The 20,685-nt window shown below is 64.7% G+C and carries 18 protein-coding genes and 1 tRNA gene; 12 read left to right on the plus strand and 7 right to left on the minus strand.

The features are described 5' to 3' along the window. Positions 1 to 246: 246 nt before the first annotated feature. The 5 genes from DWB23_RS16985 (at position 247) to DWB23_RS17005 (ending at position 8,937) form a co-directional block, all read left to right on the plus strand. Positions 247 to 1,728, plus strand: coding sequence for an outer membrane protein assembly factor BamB family protein (locus DWB23_RS16985; protein ID WP_121743970.1), 1,482 nt, complete (start codon positions 247 to 249; stop codon positions 1,726 to 1,728). Positions 1,729 to 1,854: 126 nt separating this feature from the next. Next, positions 1,855 to 2,994 (plus strand): 60S ribosomal export protein NMD3, encoded by a 1,140-nt coding sequence (locus DWB23_RS16990; protein ID WP_121743971.1) that lies wholly within the window; start codon positions 1,855 to 1,857, stop codon positions 2,992 to 2,994. Then, complete coding sequence (locus tag DWB23_RS16995) at positions 2,987 to 4,159, plus strand: class I SAM-dependent methyltransferase (protein ID WP_121743972.1); 1,173 nt, start codon at positions 2,987 to 2,989, stop codon at positions 4,157 to 4,159. Before DWB23_RS16990 ends, DWB23_RS16995 begins: the two co-directional genes overlap by 8 nt. A gap of 333 nt (positions 4,160 to 4,492) precedes the next feature. Next, positions 4,493 to 7,972, plus strand: coding sequence for a S8 family serine peptidase (locus tag DWB23_RS17000; protein ID WP_238717493.1), 3,480 nt, complete (start codon positions 4,493 to 4,495; stop codon positions 7,970 to 7,972). A gap of 89 nt (positions 7,973 to 8,061) precedes the next feature. Continuing rightward, on the plus strand, positions 8,062 to 8,937 hold the full coding sequence (locus DWB23_RS17005) for a cohesin domain-containing protein (protein WP_121743974.1): 876 nt from the start codon (positions 8,062 to 8,064) through the stop codon (positions 8,935 to 8,937). 207 nt (positions 8,938 to 9,144) lie between these two features. Here the strand turns inward: DWB23_RS17005 and DWB23_RS17010 are convergent, their stop codons facing one another. Continuing rightward, positions 9,145 to 10,977, minus strand: coding sequence for a helicase C-terminal domain-containing protein (locus DWB23_RS17010; RefSeq protein ID WP_121744318.1), 1,833 nt, complete (start codon positions 10,975 to 10,977; stop codon positions 9,145 to 9,147). 143 nt (positions 10,978 to 11,120) lie between these two features. Here DWB23_RS17010 and DWB23_RS17015 point away from each other — a divergent pair, with 143 nt between their 5' ends. Both DWB23_RS17015 and DWB23_RS17020 read left to right on the plus strand, forming a co-directional pair. Further along, positions 11,121 to 11,819 (plus strand): hypothetical protein, encoded by a 699-nt coding sequence (locus tag DWB23_RS17015; RefSeq protein WP_121743975.1) that lies wholly within the window; start codon positions 11,121 to 11,123, stop codon positions 11,817 to 11,819. Between the two features lie 95 nt (positions 11,820 to 11,914). Then, positions 11,915 to 12,002, plus strand: a tRNA-Gly gene (locus tag DWB23_RS17020). 165 nt (positions 12,003 to 12,167) lie between these two features. Here the strand turns inward: DWB23_RS17020 and DWB23_RS17025 are convergent. Next, positions 12,168 to 12,407 (minus strand): DUF7561 family protein, encoded by a 240-nt coding sequence (locus DWB23_RS17025; RefSeq protein ID WP_121743976.1) that lies wholly within the window; start codon positions 12,405 to 12,407, stop codon positions 12,168 to 12,170. Between the two features lie 81 nt (positions 12,408 to 12,488). Between DWB23_RS17025 and DWB23_RS17030 the strand changes: the two genes are divergently transcribed. Beyond that, positions 12,489 to 13,451 (plus strand): YkgJ family cysteine cluster protein, encoded by a 963-nt coding sequence (locus DWB23_RS17030; protein ID WP_121743977.1) that lies wholly within the window; start codon positions 12,489 to 12,491, stop codon positions 13,449 to 13,451. Between the two features lie 96 nt (positions 13,452 to 13,547). Here DWB23_RS17030 and DWB23_RS23125 read toward each other — a convergent pair whose 3' ends face one another. Continuing rightward, the gene (locus tag DWB23_RS23125; protein WP_170972451.1) at positions 13,548 to 13,721 is read right to left on the minus strand and encodes a DUF5786 family protein; all 174 of its coding nucleotides are present in this window, start codon (positions 13,719 to 13,721) and stop codon (positions 13,548 to 13,550) included. A 101-nt stretch (positions 13,722 to 13,822) separates the two neighbouring features. Between DWB23_RS23125 and DWB23_RS17035 the strand changes: the two genes are divergently transcribed. Next, positions 13,823 to 14,830 (plus strand): DUF5784 family protein, encoded by a 1,008-nt coding sequence (locus DWB23_RS17035; RefSeq protein ID WP_121743978.1) that lies wholly within the window; start codon positions 13,823 to 13,825, stop codon positions 14,828 to 14,830. A 314-nt stretch (positions 14,831 to 15,144) separates the two neighbouring features. Beyond that, positions 15,145 to 16,206 carry a zinc-dependent alcohol dehydrogenase family protein gene (locus DWB23_RS17040; protein ID WP_121743979.1) on the plus strand — a complete coding sequence of 354 codons (1,062 nt, stop codon included), beginning with the start codon at positions 15,145 to 15,147 and terminating at the stop codon, positions 16,204 to 16,206. A gap of 195 nt (positions 16,207 to 16,401) precedes the next feature. Here DWB23_RS17040 and DWB23_RS17045 read toward each other — a convergent pair whose 3' ends face one another. Further along, positions 16,402 to 16,689: a DUF2795 domain-containing protein gene (locus DWB23_RS17045; RefSeq protein ID WP_121743980.1), complete on the minus strand. Its 288-nt coding sequence runs from the start codon at positions 16,687 to 16,689 to the stop codon at positions 16,402 to 16,404. A gap of 160 nt (positions 16,690 to 16,849) precedes the next feature. Between DWB23_RS17045 and DWB23_RS17050 the strand changes: the two genes are divergently transcribed. Continuing rightward, positions 16,850 to 17,647, plus strand: coding sequence for a PHP domain-containing protein (locus tag DWB23_RS17050; RefSeq protein WP_121743981.1), 798 nt, complete (start codon positions 16,850 to 16,852; stop codon positions 17,645 to 17,647). 59 nt (positions 17,648 to 17,706) lie between these two features. Beyond that, entirely contained in the window at positions 17,707 to 17,871 is a 165-nt protein-coding gene (locus tag DWB23_RS23130) for a DUF6757 family protein (RefSeq protein WP_162989858.1), read from the plus strand. Between the two features lie 46 nt (positions 17,872 to 17,917). Here DWB23_RS23130 and DWB23_RS17055 read toward each other — a convergent pair whose 3' ends face one another. From DWB23_RS17055 to DWB23_RS17065, 3 genes are all read right to left on the minus strand, one after another. Next, positions 17,918 to 18,241, minus strand: a complete 324-nt coding sequence (locus tag DWB23_RS17055) for a 4Fe-4S dicluster domain-containing protein (RefSeq protein WP_121743982.1) — start codon at positions 18,239 to 18,241, stop codon at positions 17,918 to 17,920. A gap of 180 nt (positions 18,242 to 18,421) precedes the next feature. Continuing rightward, on the minus strand, positions 18,422 to 19,219 hold the full coding sequence (locus DWB23_RS17060; RefSeq protein ID WP_121743983.1) for a TrmB family transcriptional regulator: 798 nt from the start codon (positions 19,217 to 19,219) through the stop codon (positions 18,422 to 18,424). Positions 19,220 to 19,433: 214 nt separating this feature from the next. Beyond that, a complete protein-coding gene (locus DWB23_RS17065; RefSeq protein ID WP_121743984.1) occupies positions 19,434 to 20,606 on the minus strand; it encodes an MFS transporter in 1,173 nt (390 codons plus the stop codon). Positions 20,607 to 20,685: the final 79 nt, after the last annotated feature.

A 20,685-nucleotide genomic window follows, 5' to 3' on the forward strand; every position in this document is an offset into this window, starting at 1 on the left:
GGCGGCGCGGTCGGCGCTCGAGCCGATCCGACGTCCGCCGAGACGACGACGGTGCGGGAACCCCTTCATTTCGTGTAGAGTTATCAGATAGTGAAAGCCGCCGAAACGAGGCGACCACGGATCGTCAGCACGACCAGTCAGGGAGATTGTTGTTGTTGATAGAACAGTTCAGACTACTGATGCGGCGGCGGAAACCGTCCTAACGAGTCGATAGTTAACGGAGTGAAAGACCCTCGTCTCGTCGTCATGGTCGAACACGACAGACGGCGCGTCCTGACGTACAGCGGTCTCGCACTGGTCGGCGGAGTGCTTCCGTCCGGAGTCGCAACTGCCGATACCGACGAGGCGTCCTCGTCGCTCGAGGAAGCGAGCGGGTGGTCGTCACTCGGTGGCGGGCCGGGAAACAACGCGGTCGTTCCGGCGGGCGGGCCGGCATCGCCGGTGACGGTCGCCTGGGAGTACGATCACGGCGGTCCGGTCGCCGTCGTCGACGACACCGTCTACCTGACCGGCGACGGCGCGGTCCACGCTCTCGACGCAGCGGACGGCACCCTCGAGTGGAAAACGGAACCCATCGGTGCAACCGGGACGCCCGCGGTGACGGCCGACCACGTTTACGTCGGCGGTGAGCGCCTGTCGCGGATCGATCGCACCGACGGAACGATCTGCTGTCAGGCCGACCTCGGCTACGACGAGGCGATTCCGTCGCCCGCCATCGCGAACGGCCTGGTGTTCGTCGTCGCCGACGGCGTTCTGTACGCCGTAGACGCCCAAGACAACGAGGAACGATGGCACTTCGAGCCCGAGGATCCGCTGTACGAGCAGCCGGTCGCCGTTGCCGACGGTGCCGTGTTCGCCGTCAGCGAGTCGCAGGCGTTCGCGCTCGAACTCGAGGACGGCACCGTACGCTGGAGCGACGACGAGCCGGTCGGCGACGATGAGTACAGTCATTTCACCCCGCCGAACTTTAGACAGGTAAGCTACCCCGTCGCGACCGAGAACGTCGTCGCCGTCGGGAACGTCGATTCGGAACCGGCAGCGGTGTGGCCGTCCGGATACGCGACGCTCTACGATACGGAAACCGGCGAGAAGGGCGTGAGCAGTGACCAAGGCCCGTACACGCCGGGACCGATCGCCGACGATCGATTCTACGCTCGAGATTCGCACGATCTCGAAGGGTACGGTCGAGACGGGGGAGAGCGCGAGTGGGAGACGGAGGTCAGCACGTATCACGTATCGTCGGCTGCCGTCGGTGACGGGACCGTGTACGCGGGCCTCACAATTTTGGGCACCGCTCCCGCGGGAGAGGCCCCCGAACCCGAAGTCGGCGTCTACGCGTTCGACGACGAAACCGGAGAGAGGGAGTGGGCCGTCGACACCGAGGGCGAGCCGGAACTCGCACTCGCAGACGGAACCCTCTACGCCAGCGCCGACACGCTGGTCGCCGTTCGATCTGAAGACGACGACGGCGGCGAGGAGCCCGAAGACGACGAATCGGGTGAAGACGACGATGGCGATGACACGACCGGCGAGGGAGACGAGCGCGACGACGATGCCGGAAACGAATCCGACGGGTCCGGCGATGACGACGCAGGACTCAACAGCAACGTCGAGTCGAACGACGACGAGAGCGAAGGGATGCCCGGATTTACCGCGGGCGCGGGTATCGTCGGGAGCGCAGCGACACTCGAGTGGCTTCGTCGACGAAACGACGACGAGGCGGAATAGTCGGCGTTTCGAGCCGGCACAACTCACGCCTACCCAGTTCCTTCTGGAGGCGATCCATAACGTGCGCGGCGGGGAGCGGGTCGGCGGAGCGCGTCGTTTAACACGATCAACACCCAAACGGGGCCAATGAGTGAATCGCGTGCGTTCTGTCCTCGCTGCGGGGATCCGGTTCCCGATCGGTCAGCGAGCGACGCGGACGAGGAGTCTGCCGTGGATCCGCTCCGCCCCGGTGCCGAGGTCGAACTCTGTGATTCGTGTTACTTCGAGAACTTCGACTTCGTGGACGCGCCGGATCGGATCGACGTTCGGGTCTGCGCCCAGTGTGGAGCCGTGTATCGTGGAAACCGGTGGGTCGACGTGGGCGCGGAAGATTACACCGATATCGCCATCGAGGAAGTGAGCGAAGCCCTCGCCGTCCACGTCGACGTCGAGGACGTCGCCTGGCAGATCGAACCCGAGCAGATCGATCCGAACTCGATCCGAATGCACAGCTACTTTACGGGTATCGTCCGCGGGACGCCGGTCGAAGAACAGGTGATGGTTCCGGTCAAGATGGCCCGCCAGACCTGTACCCGCTGCGGTCGGATCGCCGGCGACTACTACGCGAGCATCGTCCAGATCCGCGCCAAAGGGCGAACGCCGACGAGCGAGGAGATCGAGCGAGCGAAGGAGATCGCGAATACGATCGTCGCGGACATGGAGGCGACGGGCGACCGAAACGCGTTCGTCACGGAAACCTCCGAGACCGACGACGGCCTCAACATCAAGGTCTCGACCAACAAGATCGGCAAGAAGATCTCGAACAAGATGGTCGAGGAGTTCGGCGGCACCGTCAACGACGCCGAAACGCTCGTCACCGAGGACTCCGACGGCAACGAGGTCTACCGGGTGACATTCGCCGTTCGACTGCCGCCGTACACGCCCGGACACATCATCGACCTCGCGGACGACGACGGCGGGCCGGTCCTCGTCCGCAGCGCCCGCGGCAACCTGAAGGGGACTCGAGTGACGACCGGCGAGCACTACGAGGCGAGCTACGAGGAGGGGAATTCGCCCGACGCGCGCAAACTCGGCGACAGCGACGATGCCGTCGAAACCACGGTCGTCACCGTCGAGGACGAAAACGCCGTACAGGTGCTCGATCCCGAGACCTATCAGGCGACGACCGTTTCCCGGCCGGATTACTTCGATCCCGGGGCCGAGACGGTTCCCGTGCTAAAGAGCCGCGCCGGGTTGCACATCCTTCCCAACGAGAACGATGAGTGACGACGGAGACGCGGGCGAAACGCCGCCGGTCGACGAGATCCTCGAGCGGGCGGGAGCGAAGCCGAACGCGCCGCTCGCCGCCGTCGTCGAAAAGCCCCGCGCGGAGACTGCCATCGAATCGTTGCGCACCGAGGGCGTCTACGACGACTCGAGGCGCGTGCGCGAGGACGGGCCGAACAGGGTCGCGCTTCCCGTCACCGAGCCGCCGACGGACACGGGCGTTCTCGAGGTCGTCCGCCAGCTCGAGCCCGAACCGCGAAGTCCGGGTCTCGAGGACCTGCTGGCCGCCCGCGGGTGGAGCGACGCGGACCTCGAGTCCGTACCGGGTTCGTGGGCCGTGATCGGCTCCGTAATTTTGGTACCGGTTCCCGATGGTTGTCCCGACGAGACGGTACTGGGCGAGGCCTTGCTCGAGTTACACGGCGAGGCGGACAGCGTGCTCGCAGACGACGGAATCGCGAACGACGGCGATGCGGGAACCTACCGCGAGCCCCGAACTCGCCTGCTGGCGGGCGAGCGCGACACCGAGACGATTCACACCGAACACGGGACGCGGTACGGACTCGATCCGGCGAGAGTGATGTTCTCGCCGGGGAATCAGGCCGAGCGTGCGCGAATGGGGGACGTCGTTGCCGCCGACGAGCACGTCTTCGATATGTTCGCCGGAATCGGCTACTTCACCCTCCCGATGGCTCGCGCCGGCGCACGGGTGAGCGCAACCGAGATCAATCCCGCCGCCTTTCGGTACCTGCTCGAGAACGCCGTGTTGAACGACGTGGCAGACCGGGTCGACGCCTACATGACCGACTGCCGGGAACTTGCGAGCGAAACCGACGCCGATCGGGTCGTAATGGGGTACTACGGCAGTTCGGACGGGGGAGATGAGCCGGGAAGTTCGGCCGAATCGACCGGCGAAAGCGAATGCGGAACGCGAACGAACGAGGCACGCGCGTTTCTTCCGGACGCCCTCGAGGCGCTGGTCCCCGGCGGCGTCATCCACTATCACGAGGCGACGCCGGAGACGCGGCTCTGGGAGCGCCCGCTCGAGCGCCTCGAGACGGCGGTCGCCGACGCCGGACGGACGCACGAAGTACTCAAGCGACACCGCGTGAAGAGCCACAGTGCGGGCGTCGAACACGTCGTACTCGACGTCCGAGTCGCGTAGGAACGCCGTCGTACCGGTCGATTCGGTGGGGCGTCGAACATTTTGACCCCCCGAGAGCGATCGGCTGGCGACCGCCTCGTCGTACTCGAGTACGGTTTCGAACGGGAACGGATGGTATCAGAACCCGTGAAAGTAATTCTAAGATATGAATGCGTAATTAATCTTGTGGCTGGATTCTTCTTCGGACAACGGTAGTTTTTACTTATCTATTTTCTGCTCGGATTAACTCCGTGGCGCGGCACAGACAACCGCGGCGTCACCAACTAATACATGAGCAGACAACGATCGAAATCGACGCTCCTTCGGAGCATGGCGGTAGTATTCGCCCTTCTGATGGTTACATCACTCCCGGCGATGGCGGGAGTCGGTAATCTCGACGAGGCGACGACAGACGACGACCAACTCGACAGCGTTCAACTCGAGGATGGCCGAATCGACGAGGCGATCGAAGAGGCGGACGGAACCACGGAGATGGTGGTTCGATTCGAGAGCGCCGACGTCGCCGACTCCGCGAGTACGACGGACTCCGTCGGCGAGTTACAACAGCACGCACAGGCGACACAGACCGACGCGGTCCGGTGGGCCGTAGACACCGACGGCGTCGAGTTCGTCAACCAGTTCTGGATCGCGAACGCGGTCCTTCTCGAGGTCGATACCACGCAGGTGTCGCCCGAGGAAGTCCTCCGATACACCGGTGCCGAGTCGATCCACGCGAACTTCGACGTGGAAACGACGGACGAACGGAACGGCACCGACGCCGGTACGGACGAGAAGTCGGCGACCGAACCGTCGGTAGAGCCGACGAACGAAACCGTCACGTACGGGCTCGACATGATCAACGCGACCGAAGTCTGGGACCAACACGGAACCCAGGGTGAGGGCGCTGGTGTCGCGGTTCTCGATACGGGCGTCGATACCGATCACCCCGACCTGGAACTCGACGACGGAAACTGGCAGGAGTTCGACGACAGCGGCGAGCCGATCGACAGCGAGCCGAACGACGGGGACGGTCACGGGACGCACGTGAGCGGAACCGTCGTCGGACCGGACGAACCCAACGGCGACGTTCCCGCCTACGGCGTCGCTCCCGGTGCCGAACTCTATCACGGGAAGGTTCTCAGCGACGACGGCGGCGGATCGTTCGCGCAGGTCGTAGCCGGGATGGAGTGGGCCATCGCCGACACCGACGCCGACGTCGTCACGATGAGTCTCAGCGCTGGCGGCTACGAAAACGCGCTGATCGAGCCCTCCGAAAACGCTCGAGAGACCGGCGTCGTCCTGATCGCATCGATCGGAAACAGCGGTCAGGGAGTCAGCGGAGCGCCCGGAAACATCTACCCGAACTTCGCGAGCGGCGCCGTCGACGAAGACGCGCAGGTCGCGTCGTTCTCCAGTGGCGAACTGATCGAGACGGACAGCGCGTATCCGGACGCGCCGGAGTACTGGCCCGACGAGTACGTCGTGCCGAACGCGGCAGCGCCCGGCGTTGACGTGTTGAGTTCGGTCCCCGGCGGCGGCTACGACGGGACCTTTTCCGGGACCTCGATGTCCGCGCCGCACAAAGCCGGTGCCTTCGCGCTGATGGTCGCCGCCTCCGGCGGTGATGCCGACCGCGAACTGCTGTACGACGCGATGGAAGAAACCGCCTGGCAACCCGCTCACGCACCCAATGAGAGTCCGAACACCGAGTATGGACACGGGATCATCGACGTCGCCGCTGCGACCGATCTGGTCGCACTCGACAGCGGCGTCAACGGTACCGTCACCGACGACGACGGCGCCCCGATCGAGGGTGCAACCGTCGACCTCGACGACGGCAGGAGCGCCACGACCGACGCGGACGGGCAGTACAACCTGATCGCCGCCGAAGGCGAGTACACCGTGACCGCCGACGCGTTCGGCTACGAGAGTACGAGCGCCGACGTAACGATCGAAGCGGAGGAAGTTACCACCCAGGACTTCGAACTCGCCGACGGACTCGACGTCGAACTGATCGACGGACAGCCCGACGGCGTCGAAGGCGGTGACACGATCGACGTGACCGTCGACGCCGCGAACGTCGAGACGGTAACCGTCGACCTCGACGGTGAGTACGAAACCGACAACGCGACCCTGTTCGTCGACGGTGTGGAAGCCGAATTCGGCGAGCCCGTCGACCTCGACGGTCCGGTCTCCGACGAACTGACGATCACCGTCGAAACGACCGCCGACACCGACGGCGAGCTCTCGCTCGAGCACACCTTCACGGGACTTGACGACGAGGCCGTCCTCACCACCGGTCCGACGATGGTGTTCGAAGAGTACGTCCCCGTCGCCGTCGTCGACGACGACGCTACGCACGGTGACGACGTCGCTGCGACCCTCGAGGAGTCGCTGCCGACGATGTATGCACCGACCGTCGTCTCCGCCGAGGAGGCCGCGAGCGGCTACGACGCGATCGTCGTCCAGCACCTAAACGAGTCGAACGCCGAGACGTTCATCGACGCTACCGACGACGCGGCTACCGGCGTCGTCTACCTCGACCAGTGGGGAGCCGAGAGTAACGCCATCCCGGTTCACGCTAACGTGACCGGCGAGCCGAACGACACGTTCCAGGACGACTTCGTCACGCCGCCGCTCGGCTACGAACTGACGGCGACACACGAAATCTTCGACGGCGTCGGCGACGATGGCGACACCGTCGACCTCCACGAGGGGGCGTTCGGCGACCACACCTGGTTCGACGACACCGAGTTCGACGTGCTGGCCGAGACCGCCATAACCGGAACCGGAACGACGGTTGGCGACGGGTTCGCCGTCGACGAGCAGAGCGCCACGGTTCTGGCATCGAACCTGGGGTACACCACGTTCGTCGGCGACGGCGAATACACGGACGATGCCGATACGGTTCTGGCGAACTCCGTCGAATACCTCGTGACGGATCTCGGAACCGGTTTTCAGGTCGACATCGCGGAGACCAACGAACCGGTGATCGAAGGCGACGACCTGGTCGTCAACGCCACCGTGACCAACGTCGACGCCGAAAACGACACGCAAACCGTCTCCCTCACCGACTTCGAGGGCAACGAGGTCGACAGTACGGAATTCTCGCTCAACGGGAGCGAAACGGCGGAGGTCACGCTGACGTGGGAAACCGCCGTCGGGGACGCCGGAACGGCCCCCGTTACGGTCTCGAGCGACGACAGCGCCGCGTCCAGCAACGTGACGATCATCGAAGAGCCGGACGGCCTGCTGACGTTCGGATCCGGAGATCACATCGGAACTATCGGCGAAACGACGACCGTCGACATCAACACGTCCGCCGACGCCGTCGCGGGATACGGAATACAGGTTCACTTCGATCCCGACGTCGTGCAGGTCACCGAAATCGAGGGCGTCGACTTCGATGATCCCGTGACGAACGTCGATAACGACGAGGGGACGTTCACGATCGCACAGGCACAGGCCGGCGACGAACCGACCCCGACGTTCGCCGAGGTCGAGTTCGAATTCATCAACGAGAGCGACGGTGCGTCCGAACTGGTGTTCGACGAGGAGAACACCTCTCTCAACGACCAGGACGGCGAACTCGACATCCTGCCGGTCAACGGCACGATCTCGACGGCCTGGCCCGGTGACGTCAACGCCGACGGAGAGATCAACGCCTACGACGCGACGCTCACCCAGCAGTACCTCGCCAGCACCGAACCGACCGACACGTTCCACGAGTCGGTCGCCAACATGAACGGAAACGGACAGGTCGACGCCGGCGACGTCACGCTCATCCTGAGCGAGATCGTCGACACGCACGGCCCAACCGCACTCGAGGCGTAGGCAGCGAAGACACCACACCATCGCCGCGAGGCGATTTTTGTTCTGAACGGGTATCGAACTGGAACGAACTCACGCACCAAACCAACACGATGATAGATACGAACGCGACGAAGCGACTACTCGTCTGTACCATGGTGGTCGTCCTCGCGGCGACGACGATGGTAGCCGGCGCACACGCAACGACCGCCGATGAACGCTCACACGGCGAACTGACGACGACCGCCGCGGACGACAGGCTGACGCTCGAGATGACCGACTCGGGCGACGACACCGTGACGGTGACGGTGTCGTCGACCGTCGCTGACACCGCGGGCTTTCAGGCGAATCTGAGCTACGCACCGTCCGACGCGGACGTCGAGAGCGTCGAATTCGAAGAGCTGGGTGGCGTCAATCAGTACGCCCACGACTCCGACACCGGGCACGTGTTCTTGACCCAGTCGACCGTCGGATCGGAGAGCGTCGACGAACCGACGCTCGCGACGGTGACGTTTACCGTCGACGAGGAACTGACGGGACTCGAGTTCGTCGACGACGATTCGCTGGTGACCGACGGTGACGGCGACGTCATCGGCGAGACCGACGAGTCGTCGGAAAGCGGGTCATCGGAGAGCGGGTCGTCCCCGGGCGGTAGCGGAAGCGGTGGTCTCGACGACGAATCCGCCGGCGAAGCGAACGCGGCCGGCGCTGACGAGAACGATGGAGACGAAGCCGACGACGAGAACGATACCGACGGAAACGGTGACGACGAGACCGACACCGACGACGAAACCGGCAGTAGCGACGATAGTAACGGCGATGAAACCGGAACCGATGACGAAACCAACAGTAGTGACGACAGTAGCGACGACAACGAAGTCAACAGTAGTGACGACGACAGCGACGGGCTGCCGGGCTTCGGTGCAGCCATCACGGCCGTGGCGCTGCTCGCTGTACTGGGTACCTGCCTGAGAAGCCGTCGGGACTGACGGCGAATCGGTCGACGGTTCCCGTCTCGGTTCGATAGCGCACGCCGGCCGACGGGGTGGGCGTGACATTCATAACGTTAGGGAGAATCGAACCACGTATGGACAGGAATCAGTTCATCGCGCTCGGATTCGCGTTTCTCATGGTGACCTCGATGATCGCCTGGGGCGCACTCGCCGCGTTCTGAGAGCGTCGTTTCCTCGCTTCCGTCACTCGCCCGTATCCCAGACGTCGGCCAGCGGACTCGACGACGAAGACGACCGGTTCGAGCGTCGAGTGCGTGATCGAGTTCGTTCGTTTCCTCCCGACGATCCGTCCTCGTTCGAGCGTTCGGTATCGTCTCGAGACGCCGTCTCGCTCCCCGAAAGCGCTGCGCGCGGCTCGAAGGGGGGCAGGTCGGGCTGTTCCATCCGATCGACCTGCACCTCGAACCAGTCGGGCATGTCCGTCCGCGCGCGCTCGAAGAGATCCAGCAGGCTCGAGTCCGCGAGGTAGGTCGCCCCGTAGTCGTCGGGCGCTCGGACGACGCGGCCACAGCCCTGGATGATGGTGCGCAACGCGGTGCGGTAGTACCACGCCCACTGGCCCTCCTCGAGTCGGTGGGCGACGCGCGAGTCGCCCGTGTTGAGAAACGGCGCCTTACAGAGCACCTGCCAGCGACAGAGGTCGCCCTTGAGATCGAGCGCCTCCTCCATCTTGACCGAGAGGAAGACGTCGGCACCGGGGCTGGCCTTCCAGTCCTCGAGGGCGGCGTCGCGCCCGTCGCGGTCGTGCGTCCGGATCCGGTCGCCGACGCCGAAGTCGGCGAGCAGGTCGGCGAGTCGCTCCTGAATGTCGTAGGAGTGAGCGTGGACCAGCCCCTTCTCGTCGGGGTGGCGTTGCATGAGCCGAACGATCGTGCGGGCGATCTTCGGCGTCGTCTCGTCGCGCTCCTCGTAGGTCATCTTCCCCTGCGTGACGTCGTACAGCGGCCGGTTTTCGACCGGGAAGGTGTGTTCGACGTCGACCAGCGCGACGTCCGTCGGATCGAGGCCGACCTGTCGGCAAAAGGCCTCCTTGTTGAGGATCGTCGCCGACAGCAGCGCGAACTTGTTCCCGCGGTCCCAGACGGTGTGTTTGAGGTACTTCTCCGGGCTCATCGGCTTGATCGTCAGCGGCCCGCCTGCTGGATCGTCGTCATCGTCGCGGCGCTCTCGACGAGCGTTCGAGGGGGCGGACTGGTCGACCAGCCACGTCGTCGGACTCTGTGGATCGCGGTAGTCCGAGACGAACCAGTCGAGTTCGCCGATGAGCTCCTGCAGTCGGTCGCGCTCGCGCACCTCGCCGGGCGAGAGCGAGTCCTGGGCGAGCAGGTCGTCCTTCCGTCGCTCGCAGATCTGGGAGACGTTCTCCGCGTAGCGGACGGTGCGGTCGAGGCCGTCGATCTCGGGAACGCGAAGGTCGTCCCAGAACGGCACCGTCCGCGGCCCCAGTTGAATCGTCGCGTACATTTCCGCCCATTCCGCGAGGCCGTGGGCTTCGTCGACGACGACGACGTCGCGCGTGCGAAACACCTCGCTGCCCGCGGTCTGCATGAAGTAGGCGAGCGTCATCGCCGCGATTTCCCGGTTCGAGGCGATCGCTCGATCGGAGAAGTACGGACAGCGATGTTTCACGGAGCAGTCGTAGCCACGTTCGCGAACGCAGGGGGCCTGATTGACCGGCGTGTCGCGCTCGTTCGGCAGAATACAGGAGTAGTTCGACTTCCCGCGGATGACGTTCAGATCGGCCAGCAGGTCGTCGGCCGCGACGTCGTCTAGCTGGGAGACCTGCGGGGTCGTGTAGTACGCGCCGGTCGCGTCGCTGGGATCGGCCCCGTCAATTTCGCGAGCGCAGCCGGCAACGGCCCGGGCGAGCAGGGACTTGCCGCTGCCCGTCGGCGCGCGCACCAACACGACGTCGTTGCCGGCCGCGAACGCGTCTCGAATGTCGCGGAGGGCCTGCTCCTGGGTCCCGCGGTAGCTCGGCGCGGGAAACTCCTCGAAGATCCGCTCGGGATTCACCGTTCGACTCACGGACCGGACGCGTCCTAAAGGCTGCGAACCGTTGCTCGAGATGAGAGCTCGAGCACGAACCCGTCTGCCGAACGGAAAAGCGGAATTTGACCTACCCCAACAAATATAAACAGATCAACATATTTCTAGCAATGAAACGACGCACGCTCCTCGCCACGGTCGGTTCGGGGACGGTCGTGTCGGCCGGCTGTCTCGGCAACGATATCGAAACCGACGCCGACGATTCGGACACCCCGAGTCCGAGTTCAGCCTGTGACGCCGACGAGACGTACGAGACGTGTCATCACCTGATCATCCCGTACGCGTCGTTCCCCGACCCGCTCCAGTGTGAGGTCGATGCGGCGCTCGAGGCGAACGGCTACACCGCGACCGGTCGATTCCTGCTCGAGGACGCGATGGACGTCGAGCACGCCTACGTTCGCCGGGACGACGCGACGTACGAACCGAGCGTCTCCGAATCCGACGAGACCGACGAACGGACGCTCTCCCTGGTCGAACGAGGGCGACTCACTCGGCGACGCGTCCACGAACTGCGAGTCGAGAACGCGACCGACGAACGCCGGACCGTGGCGATCACCATCGTCCGCGAGGGCGACGACGAGACCGTGGTCGACGAAACGCTCGCGCTCGAGGCCGGCGACCGCGAGAAAATCGCCGTTTCCGACGTGTTGGGACGCTACGAGTGTTCGGTATCGGACGATCGCGTGCTCGAGGAGACCGTCGACTCGCGGCTGGGCGAGTACGTCCAGTTCGACGCGCTCGTCGTGGACGAGGAGTTCTCGCTGGTCGAATCGACGGCCGACGTGGCTCCCTGCCCGTGGGAGCGCTAACGCCGCTGTAGCCTCCGTCTACCGAGCGATTGGTCCCACTTCGGAACGGTAACCGCCCGATTACAAATACGAATCCGGACCTGGAATACGGATACGGAAGGGTCGCTCAGCGGTAGAGCACCGCGGTGCCATCTGGCCCGCGGCGGCATCGAGCCTCGTGGCGTTCAAATCCCACCCCTTCCGCTCGCGGCTGTTATGCCACAGCGGTTCGTGACTCACGCGGTATAGGTGTGGCTTCCGTGGGGACTGCGGTCGGACCGCGGTCGGTTTCTGATTCGGACCATCGCACCGCGCCCGCGAACGCCAGTTCTCAACCGATCGGAGGACTCCGGTCGTCTCTGTTGCAAGTTACGCCGCTCGAAGCTGTGAGGTCTCCTCGTCGACTCGCTCGAGCCGTGCGACGTCCTCGGCGGTCGGCTCGTCGGGGATCGCCTCGAGACAGGGATAACAGAGCAGGTGTTCGGTCCCGTCGGCGAGTTCCAGCGTCATCGCGGTCCCCTCGCCGCCGTCCCCGAACGTCCAGAGGTTCGCGATGCTGCCGGCGATCCTGACCGATCGGCCACAGCCGTCACAGGAGTCCCGTGCCATGGTGAAGGATGGGTACCGAGCGCTGAAAGTCGTTCCCCCGCGCCCGATCAGTTATCAGTCAGAGCATGGTAACGGTCGCGTATGGAGGTGAACTGTCGCGGCTGTGCGGGCTGTTGTCTGGACTGGCGACCGCTGCTCGAGAACGACGCGGACCGATCGACACACCGGCAACGGCGCGCCCCGTTCAACGACGAGTCCGAGACCGAGCGAACGCCGCTCGACGAGGACACCAGCTTCGTGGCGCTGACCCGCGACGAAGTTCGAGCGTTTCTCGAGGCGGGGATGGCCCCGGCACTGACGCCGCGATTCTGGCGCGCTCGAGACGCGGACGAGGGCGTCGAAATCGACGGCCACAGCGTCGCCGCCGTCGCGGGCCGGCCCGTCTTCTTCGTCGGCCTGCGAAAGCCGCCGAAGCCGGTCGCCCCGTTCGACCGCGAGGAGCCGGCGTGGCTCCCGACCTGCGTCTTCCTCGATCCTGCGACGCTGCAGTGTCGCATCCACGACGACGAACTGTTCCCCGGCGAGTGCGGCGCGTATCCGAAACACAACATCGCACTCGAACAGGAAACCGAGTGTGAACGCGTCGAGTCGAACTTCGGCGGCGAGCGCCTGCTCGAGGCCGGTATCGAGGACGACGCCGGTGATCTCGACGGGTTACTGCTCGGCTCGCAAGCGCTGGGTGCGAAACTCTTCGCTCACCCTCGGCCGGACGCGCTCGAGGGAATCGTCGAGCGAACCGCGGCCGGCGAGTTGACGGCCGCGGACCGCGCGGAGTGTCTCGCCGTCGCCGCGGCCTCGAGTCCCGGCACGCTCGCAACGTCCGACCACCACTACGAGCGGGGAAAGGAGCGAGCGCTCGAGACGGCGACTGACGGTCACGGGGCCGCCGCCGAGCGCGACGGATCGTGGGTCGGACCGGCGATCCGCGAGTGGTACCGCCGGAAACGGAACGCGGGCGAAACGGTGCCCTCGTCGGATACCGCAACTGCCGTCGAAGAGGCCCGTGGAGCGCCCGAAACGCCCGGCTGGGATGCCCTCGAGTGAGATTTTCGAAGGGAAGAGCACATCCGCTCCTCGGATGGGCCGTCGCCGACGGACTCGGGACGTCCGTCGCTTGCGTCGATGAACGAGCGAGAATCGTCAGTCCGATTTGATCTGCTCGAACTGATCTAACAGGTCCTCCGCCGACTCGCCGGAATCGTACTCGACTTTGCCGTGATAGATCGTCCGCTCGTCGTCAAAATCCGTGTCCACCTTCGACGCTTGCTGCTCGCGGCGCTCGTGTTCGTCTTCGTCATATGCACCCATTGACATGGTAGATATACTCATGTTAGCGTTTGTCGCACATCAATGTAACGGTTCATCACATCGGTTCGGGACGTAAAGCGTATGCACACCCCCGCCGTAGTGAGGGTGTGGCACGGCCGCTCCGCTTTCGTTATTCGCCCACATCCTGGAGCGAACAGAAAGTTCGACAGAAGATACTCCAACCGCTCCGATCGAATCTCGGAGCCCGCGCAGTCGCGCCGTGGTTCGATATCGGCGCGAACTGGGAGACACACCGCTTCGAGATGCAAAACGGCGACGTCGCGCTCTTTGTACGAAACGACGAGGAGGCCTACTGGATGGGCAACACCGAAACGCCCTCCTCGCTCTGGCGAACGGATAAGTTCGGCTGGCGCGAGGTCCCCTATCACGTCTCTCGGTGGACCCAGCGCGAACTACTCGCGACCTTACACGAGGAAGACCCGTGGCTCGCCGACTACCCCCACATCTCGTGGTACTTTCTCCCCGTGTTCATGTCCAAGGACGGCCGCGAGTCGACCAGAGCCTTCTTCCGCGAGCACGCCGCCGGCTTCCCCGACGCCGGACGACGCGAGGCGACCCGATTCTTCGAGGACTTCTTCGCGACTGGCGTGCTCGACGAGTACCGACACGTCATGTCGGGCAAACTCGGTACCAGCGATCACGTCGACCGCGTTCGCATGAGCGCCGCGATGGGCGAATTTATCGCCGCGAAAATTCTCAGCGACGCCGGCTACGACGTGGTACCCGAGATCGAGGTCACGACCGGTCACTCGCTGGATTTCCGCGCGAAAGACGAGGAAACCAACGTGCTCGTCGAGGTGACCCGCCCGCAACCCCCGGCGAACCGGGTCGCGTCGGGCCCCGTCGCCGCCGTCCGCGACACCGCCGAAACCAAGACCAACGGCCAACTGGCCGAACACGGCGGCGGTGCCGTCCTCTTCGTCGACTGCTCGAGCTTTCGCGACGACGCCTGGAACGCCGTCCGCGGCGAACAACCCGACGTCCGCCACCGACCCGCGGTGGTCTATCGTGCTCGCCCGAACGGCCGCGTCGAAGGCTACCGGAAGGGATCGGTGCCGCTCGAACTCGAGGCCGCGATCGACCTGCTGGACTGAAGAGACCGATCGCACGGCGCTCGACGAGGAAACGACGACTCTCAGCGCTCGAGGCGGTATTTCAACGCACACCTGACTCCGACGAGACTCGTTGCTGCAGCGGGGAGTCCCACGGATACCGTCTCCTCATCACCAGCGGTCGACTCGGTGTCGGTTCCGCCATCGGCGGCTGAATTGGTACCAGACTCGTTCACGTTTCTCAACGGTGCAGGACCGAACTCGAACGAGCATCGATGCCGAGAACACGTACACGACTGTGACTGCTAGGGTCCCGTGGGGACACACATATGTTGCATGGTATCAACAGACATTCTATGCGCGCAGCAGTGCTCGAGGAACACGGCGAACCGCTCTCGATCGAAGACGTCGACGCACCGGATCCCGACCCGAACGGGGCCGTAGTCGACGTCGAAGCCTGCGGCGTCTGCCGGAGCGACTGGCACGGCTGGCAGGGCGACTGGGAGTGGCTGGGAATCAAAACCCAGCCGGGACAGATCCTCGGCCACGAGCCCGCGGGGACGGTCGTCGCCGTCGGCGAGAACGTCGAGAACGTTTCAGAGGGCGATCACGTCGCCGTCCCGTTCAACCTCGGCGACGGAACCTGTCCGGAGTGTCGTCGCGGTCACTCGAACACGTGCGAGAACGTGATGCCCCTCGGATTCGTCGAACTCGTCCAGGGCGCGTTCGCCGAACAGGTCCACGTCCCGTTCGCCGACCACAACCTCGTGGAGTTGCCCGACGGCGTCTCGTCGGTCGACATGGCCGGATTGGGCTGTCGGTTTATGACCTCGTTTCACGCGCTGGCCCACCAGGCCGACGTCGGTGCGGGCGACTGGGTGTCGGTTCACGGCGTTGGCGGCGTCGGCCTCTCGGCGGTCCACATCGCCGACGCGCTCGGTGCGAACGTCATCGCGGTCGACCTCGCCGACGAGAAACTCGAGTCGGCCCGCGAACTCGGTGCCGTCGAGACGGTCAACGCCGAGGAGGCCGACAACGTCGCGGCCGAGGTCAAGGCGATCGCCGACGGCGGAGCCGACGTGTCGATGGACGCGCTCGGAATCGAGACGACCAGCCAGAACTCCGTCCAGAGCCTCGGGACGCGCGGCCAGCACCTACAGGTCGGACTCACGACCCAGGACGAACGGGGAATGGTCCACCTTCCCACGGACGCGATGGTCATGCAGGAGATCGAGTTCATCGGCTCGTTCGGCATGCCACCGACCCGCTACGACGAGATCTTCCGGATGGTCGCGACCGACAAACTGCGACCCGAAGCCGTCGTCTCGGAGACGATCGGTCTCGAGGACGTCAGCGACAAACTGGCGGCGATGACCGACTACGGGACGGAGGGCATTCCGGTCATCGACGAGTTCTAGAGCGGTCCTTTTTCTGCCCCGGGTTCGCTCGCGGGTGCCCCACCTGTGTCTCGAACCGAAGCAGTAACCTCATCCGTGTCGAGCGAAAGCGATCGTACCGAGCGCGGCGGGGCGCGCTCGGCCGTTTTCAGCGGCGTGTATTGGCGAGGCTCTCGCTCACACGGGTCGATCGAATCTCGTGAAAAACGTTCGTCTCTAGAACGAAACCGCGTCGGGCGTGTACGGACTCCCGACCGGGGCCGGGTCGCGGTCGCTGTAGCCGATGCGACCGATCGCCTTGTCGCTGACGGCACAGGAGAGCGCGAGACGGACGTCGTCCGGCGTCTCGAACGTTTCGGACTCGAGACGGGTGAGTACGTCGCCGACCGTTTCAGACCCGTTCGGGAGTTCGAGGGTCCGATCGCCGTAGTTGCTGATCAGTTCCTCGGTAGTCGCGGGGTAGTCGTGGTCATCGACGAACGCGCCGGAGCCTTTGTGCAGCATTACACGCTAACCTGTGTGAACGATAATTATAAACATTGTCCATATACGTTCTCTAGGCGGATGGTAGACCTAGTATTCCTAGAGGAGTCCTAGACAGGGCGGGAATCAGAAGACGACGCGGAGAAATATCTTTACGAGCGGTGGCCTTCCCCTCGAGTGAATGCCCTACGCCGACCTACACGTCCACACGACGCGTTCGGACGGGAGCCTCGAGTTAGACGCGGTACCGGATGCTGCCCGCCGCGCCGGCGTGGACGTCGTCGCGCTGACGGACCACGATCGGTTGCAGCCGTTCGACGAACCGCTGGTCGAACGGGACGGCGTGACGATCGTCAGCGGGATCGAACTCCGCGTCGAGACGCCGGGCGGCGAGCGCGTCGACCTGCTCGGCTACGGTGTCGAACCGACGGCGGAGTTGGAGGGACTGCTCGAGCGCCTCCAGGCCGATCGCGTCGAACGCGGGCGGACGATCGTCGACTGCGTCGAGAGCCGACTCGGGGTCGATCTCGACGTCACCGTCGAGGACGGCTTCGGCCGGCCACACGTCGCCCGCGCGATCGACGATCACCCCGACCTCGAGTACGACTACGAGGCCGCGTTCGACCGGCTCATCGGCTTCGAGGATCCCTGTTACGTGCCGCGGAACGTGCCCTCGTTCGAACGCGGACTGGCGGCACTCACCGCAACGTGTCGGCTCGTCTCGCTCGCCCACCCCCTTCGCTACCGCGATCCCGAGCAGGCGCTCGCGCTGACGGCGGAACCGGACCTCGAGGCCGTCGAGTTACAGTATCCCTACAACCGAGGCGACGAGGTCGATCGTAGCATCGTCGAACGAGCGATCAGCCGGAACGATCTCCTGTCAACCGGCGGAAGCGACGCCCACGGCACCGACCTCGGAATTGCCGGACTGTCGCGACCTGCGTACGAGCAGTTACGAATTGGCGAATTACCAGAGTAATAATGTGAATCCTAGCCGATAGCGGAGGGTTCAATGCATCGTGGGTCCAACGGACCTCTATGAACTGCCATTACTGCGACCACGAGGCCGCCTTCGCCGCCGAATCGGAAGGTCTCAAGGTCGGTCTCTGCGAGGAACACTTCCGCGAGCGGCTGCAAGAGCTCGCCGAAGCGGACGGCCTCGAGACGCTGAAAGAACAAGTCGACGTCGACCGCGCCGAGTAAGCCGCTCGAGCGTCCGCGTCGGCCCGAGACGGATACACGCCGAAGGTCAGGCCGTTCGTCCGGCGTCGACGTCGATTGCGTCAACCGGGCAGACGTCGACGCACAGCATACAATCGATACACTGGGCCTCTTTCGCGGGATCCGCTTTCTCCTCACTTTCCGGATGCCCCGGCGTATCGACCCACTCGAAGACGTCGACGGGACAGTCCTCGAGACAGGCCCCGTCGGCGATACAGAGATCGAAATCGACCGCGACGTGGGTTCCGTGGATGCCGAGTTCCTCCGGTTCGTCGACGGGACCCCAGACGGCGTGTCCGTTGTGTTCGTCGACCTGGTCACGATTCTCGGTGAACTGCGGATCTATGGCCATTGCTAACAGTCCTAAACGGGAGACGCGCACTTAAAAGTATATACTCGACACCCCTCGAGGTGTCGCCTTCGGGCGGATAGAAACGAACGTAATCGCGACCGATGATCACCCGCGGCTGGCCGGTGCTTCCCGTGTGTCTCCACCCTTGCAGAACGTACTGTCGGTCGCTACGAGCCCGGATTACTCCCCGAGGGCCCAGTCATCGCGTTTCTCGAGTCGGTCATCGAGCAGTTCACGCGTCCAGGCGGCGAATCCGTGATCGCGCCCGTACGTCCAGACGGCCACCTCCTGTACGACATCAGGGAGGTCGTTCTCCTTGACGGCGGCGGCGACGACCGCCCGCTGATCGACCATGAGTAGCTGCGCTGGGAACTCCGATTGGACGTTGTTAGTCGAGCGGAGATCCTCGGCGACCACGATATTCGCGTCCGGAACGACCTCCTCGAGCTCCGTTTTCGCCTCACGAGTGGGAACTTCGATGACCACCCTCACCCCGCGGTCGGCAGCCGACTGCAACGCCTCGCGAATCCGCTGATCGACGACATCCATCACGGGGACGAGATAGTGGACCGTGTCGATGGCTTCCTCGAGAAAGAGGACGATGCGGTCGGTGACGTGCTCGTACCGGTTGATCGACCACATCCCCTCGTCGTCTTTGGACTCCGGTTCCTCGAGCTGCTCGAGCGCGTTCTCGGCGGCGTCGATTCGCGCGGTGTGGTCCTCGCGGAGCCGCCGACAGGCCATCTCGACCGGGACCGACTTGTACTCGCGAGGGTCGGACTGCTGGACGGTAACCAGCCCCTTTCGCTCGAGTCGTTCGATGGTGTCGTACACTCGCGAGCGAGGAACGTCGGCGACCTGACTGACCTCCTTTGCGGTCCCCGTCGAAATCCGCGTGAGTGCGACGAAACACCGAGCTTCGTACTCGGTCAATCCCAGGGCCTCGAGACTCGTGACTGCTTCTTCGGCTGCGGACACAGTACGTCCAGTCGCCACATCGATTAAAAGTCAGGGCCTTCTGTGGCCAGTCTCGCCGTCCCATCGCTCCGAACCGGACGCGGCGTCGGGAGTCGAGACGAGGTTCGTCCGCGGGGACGGCATCGGCGCTATCGAACGGACGAATCGCGATCCATCGGGAACCAAACCGCCACGCTGGACGGAATCGGCGACCGGCGTCCGTCGACCGTCACGGTTAATAGCCGAGCGAGAGCGCCCAGTTGACGGCGAGTGCGACGAAGACCAGCGCGAGCAACGCGGCGAGGACGGCGAAGGACACTCCCCAGCCGAAGAGGTCGGCGAGGAGGCCGGTGACGACGGAGCCGAGCGCCCCGATGAAGCCGTAGACCGTCCTGATGAGGCCGAAACCCGCACCCCGCTCGGATTCTGAGAGCACGTCCATGAACCGCGGCAACAGCGCCGCGCCCCAGCCGAGACCCGTTCCGACGAGAACGACCGCGGCGAGGAGCGAAATCGTCCCCGGAGCGGTGACCAACAGACCGAATCCGGTCGCCGCGAGGACCATACAGCCCGCGGTCGCGAGATCGCGGCCGTACCGGTCGGAGGCCGCTCCGACGCCGACCTGCGTGACCGCCTGGACCACGAAGTAGCCCGCGAAGACCGTTCCGGCGAGTTCGGTCGACTGGCCGCGGTGCTCGACGAGGAACGTCGGCAGGAACGAGGCAGTCGCCTGCCAGACGAACGCGCCCGCGACTGCGAGACAGATGGGAAACGCGATCTGAGGCCTCGAGAGAAGCTCGAGAATGGGCTCGAGTTCGAACCGTTCCGCCATCCGCTGGTCGGGCCGGCGCGGCTCCGTCGGTCGGACGCGCCAGGCGAAGAGGACGAAGACCGGAATCGCCATCGCGGCACCGATGGCGACGGCGGGTCGCCAGCCGTACCGGACGCCGATCCACGCCGCGACCGGCGGCGCGAGCAGGCCGGCGGCGGGACCGCCGCTGTTGTGGACGCCGATCGCGGTACCGATCTCGTCGTAGGTCCGCGTCAGTAGCGTCGTCGCGACGCTGTAGTGGAGACCCGCCACGCCACCGAGCGCGATCGTTCCGATCACGAAGAGCGAAAACAGCGGCGCGAGCGCGAGAAACGCGCTGGCGATCGCGGTGCCCCCGATCGCGACGAGGATGATGGGGCGTTCTCCGAACCGATCGGCGAGGATGCCGCTCGGGAACTGGGCCGCGAAGTAGGCCATCCACAGTCCGGTGAGCGCGATGCCGATCACCGAGTTCGAGACGGCGAACTCCTCGATGATCAGCGGGACGACCGGACTAATCACCAGTCGACCGGCCATCGTGGCGAAGAAGGCGAGCGTACACAGCGCGAGAACGGTTTCTCGGTATCGCCACCGCATCAATCGAGTGAGAGAGCAGTCATTGCCAGTAGTACGGTCATTGTCGGTCGAACGCCGATAGTTCAGTCACCGCAACAGT

This window comes from Natronorubrum halophilum (assembly GCF_003670115.1).
GTDB classification, from domain to species: domain Archaea; phylum Halobacteriota; class Halobacteria; order Halobacteriales; family Natrialbaceae; genus Natronorubrum; species Natronorubrum halophilum.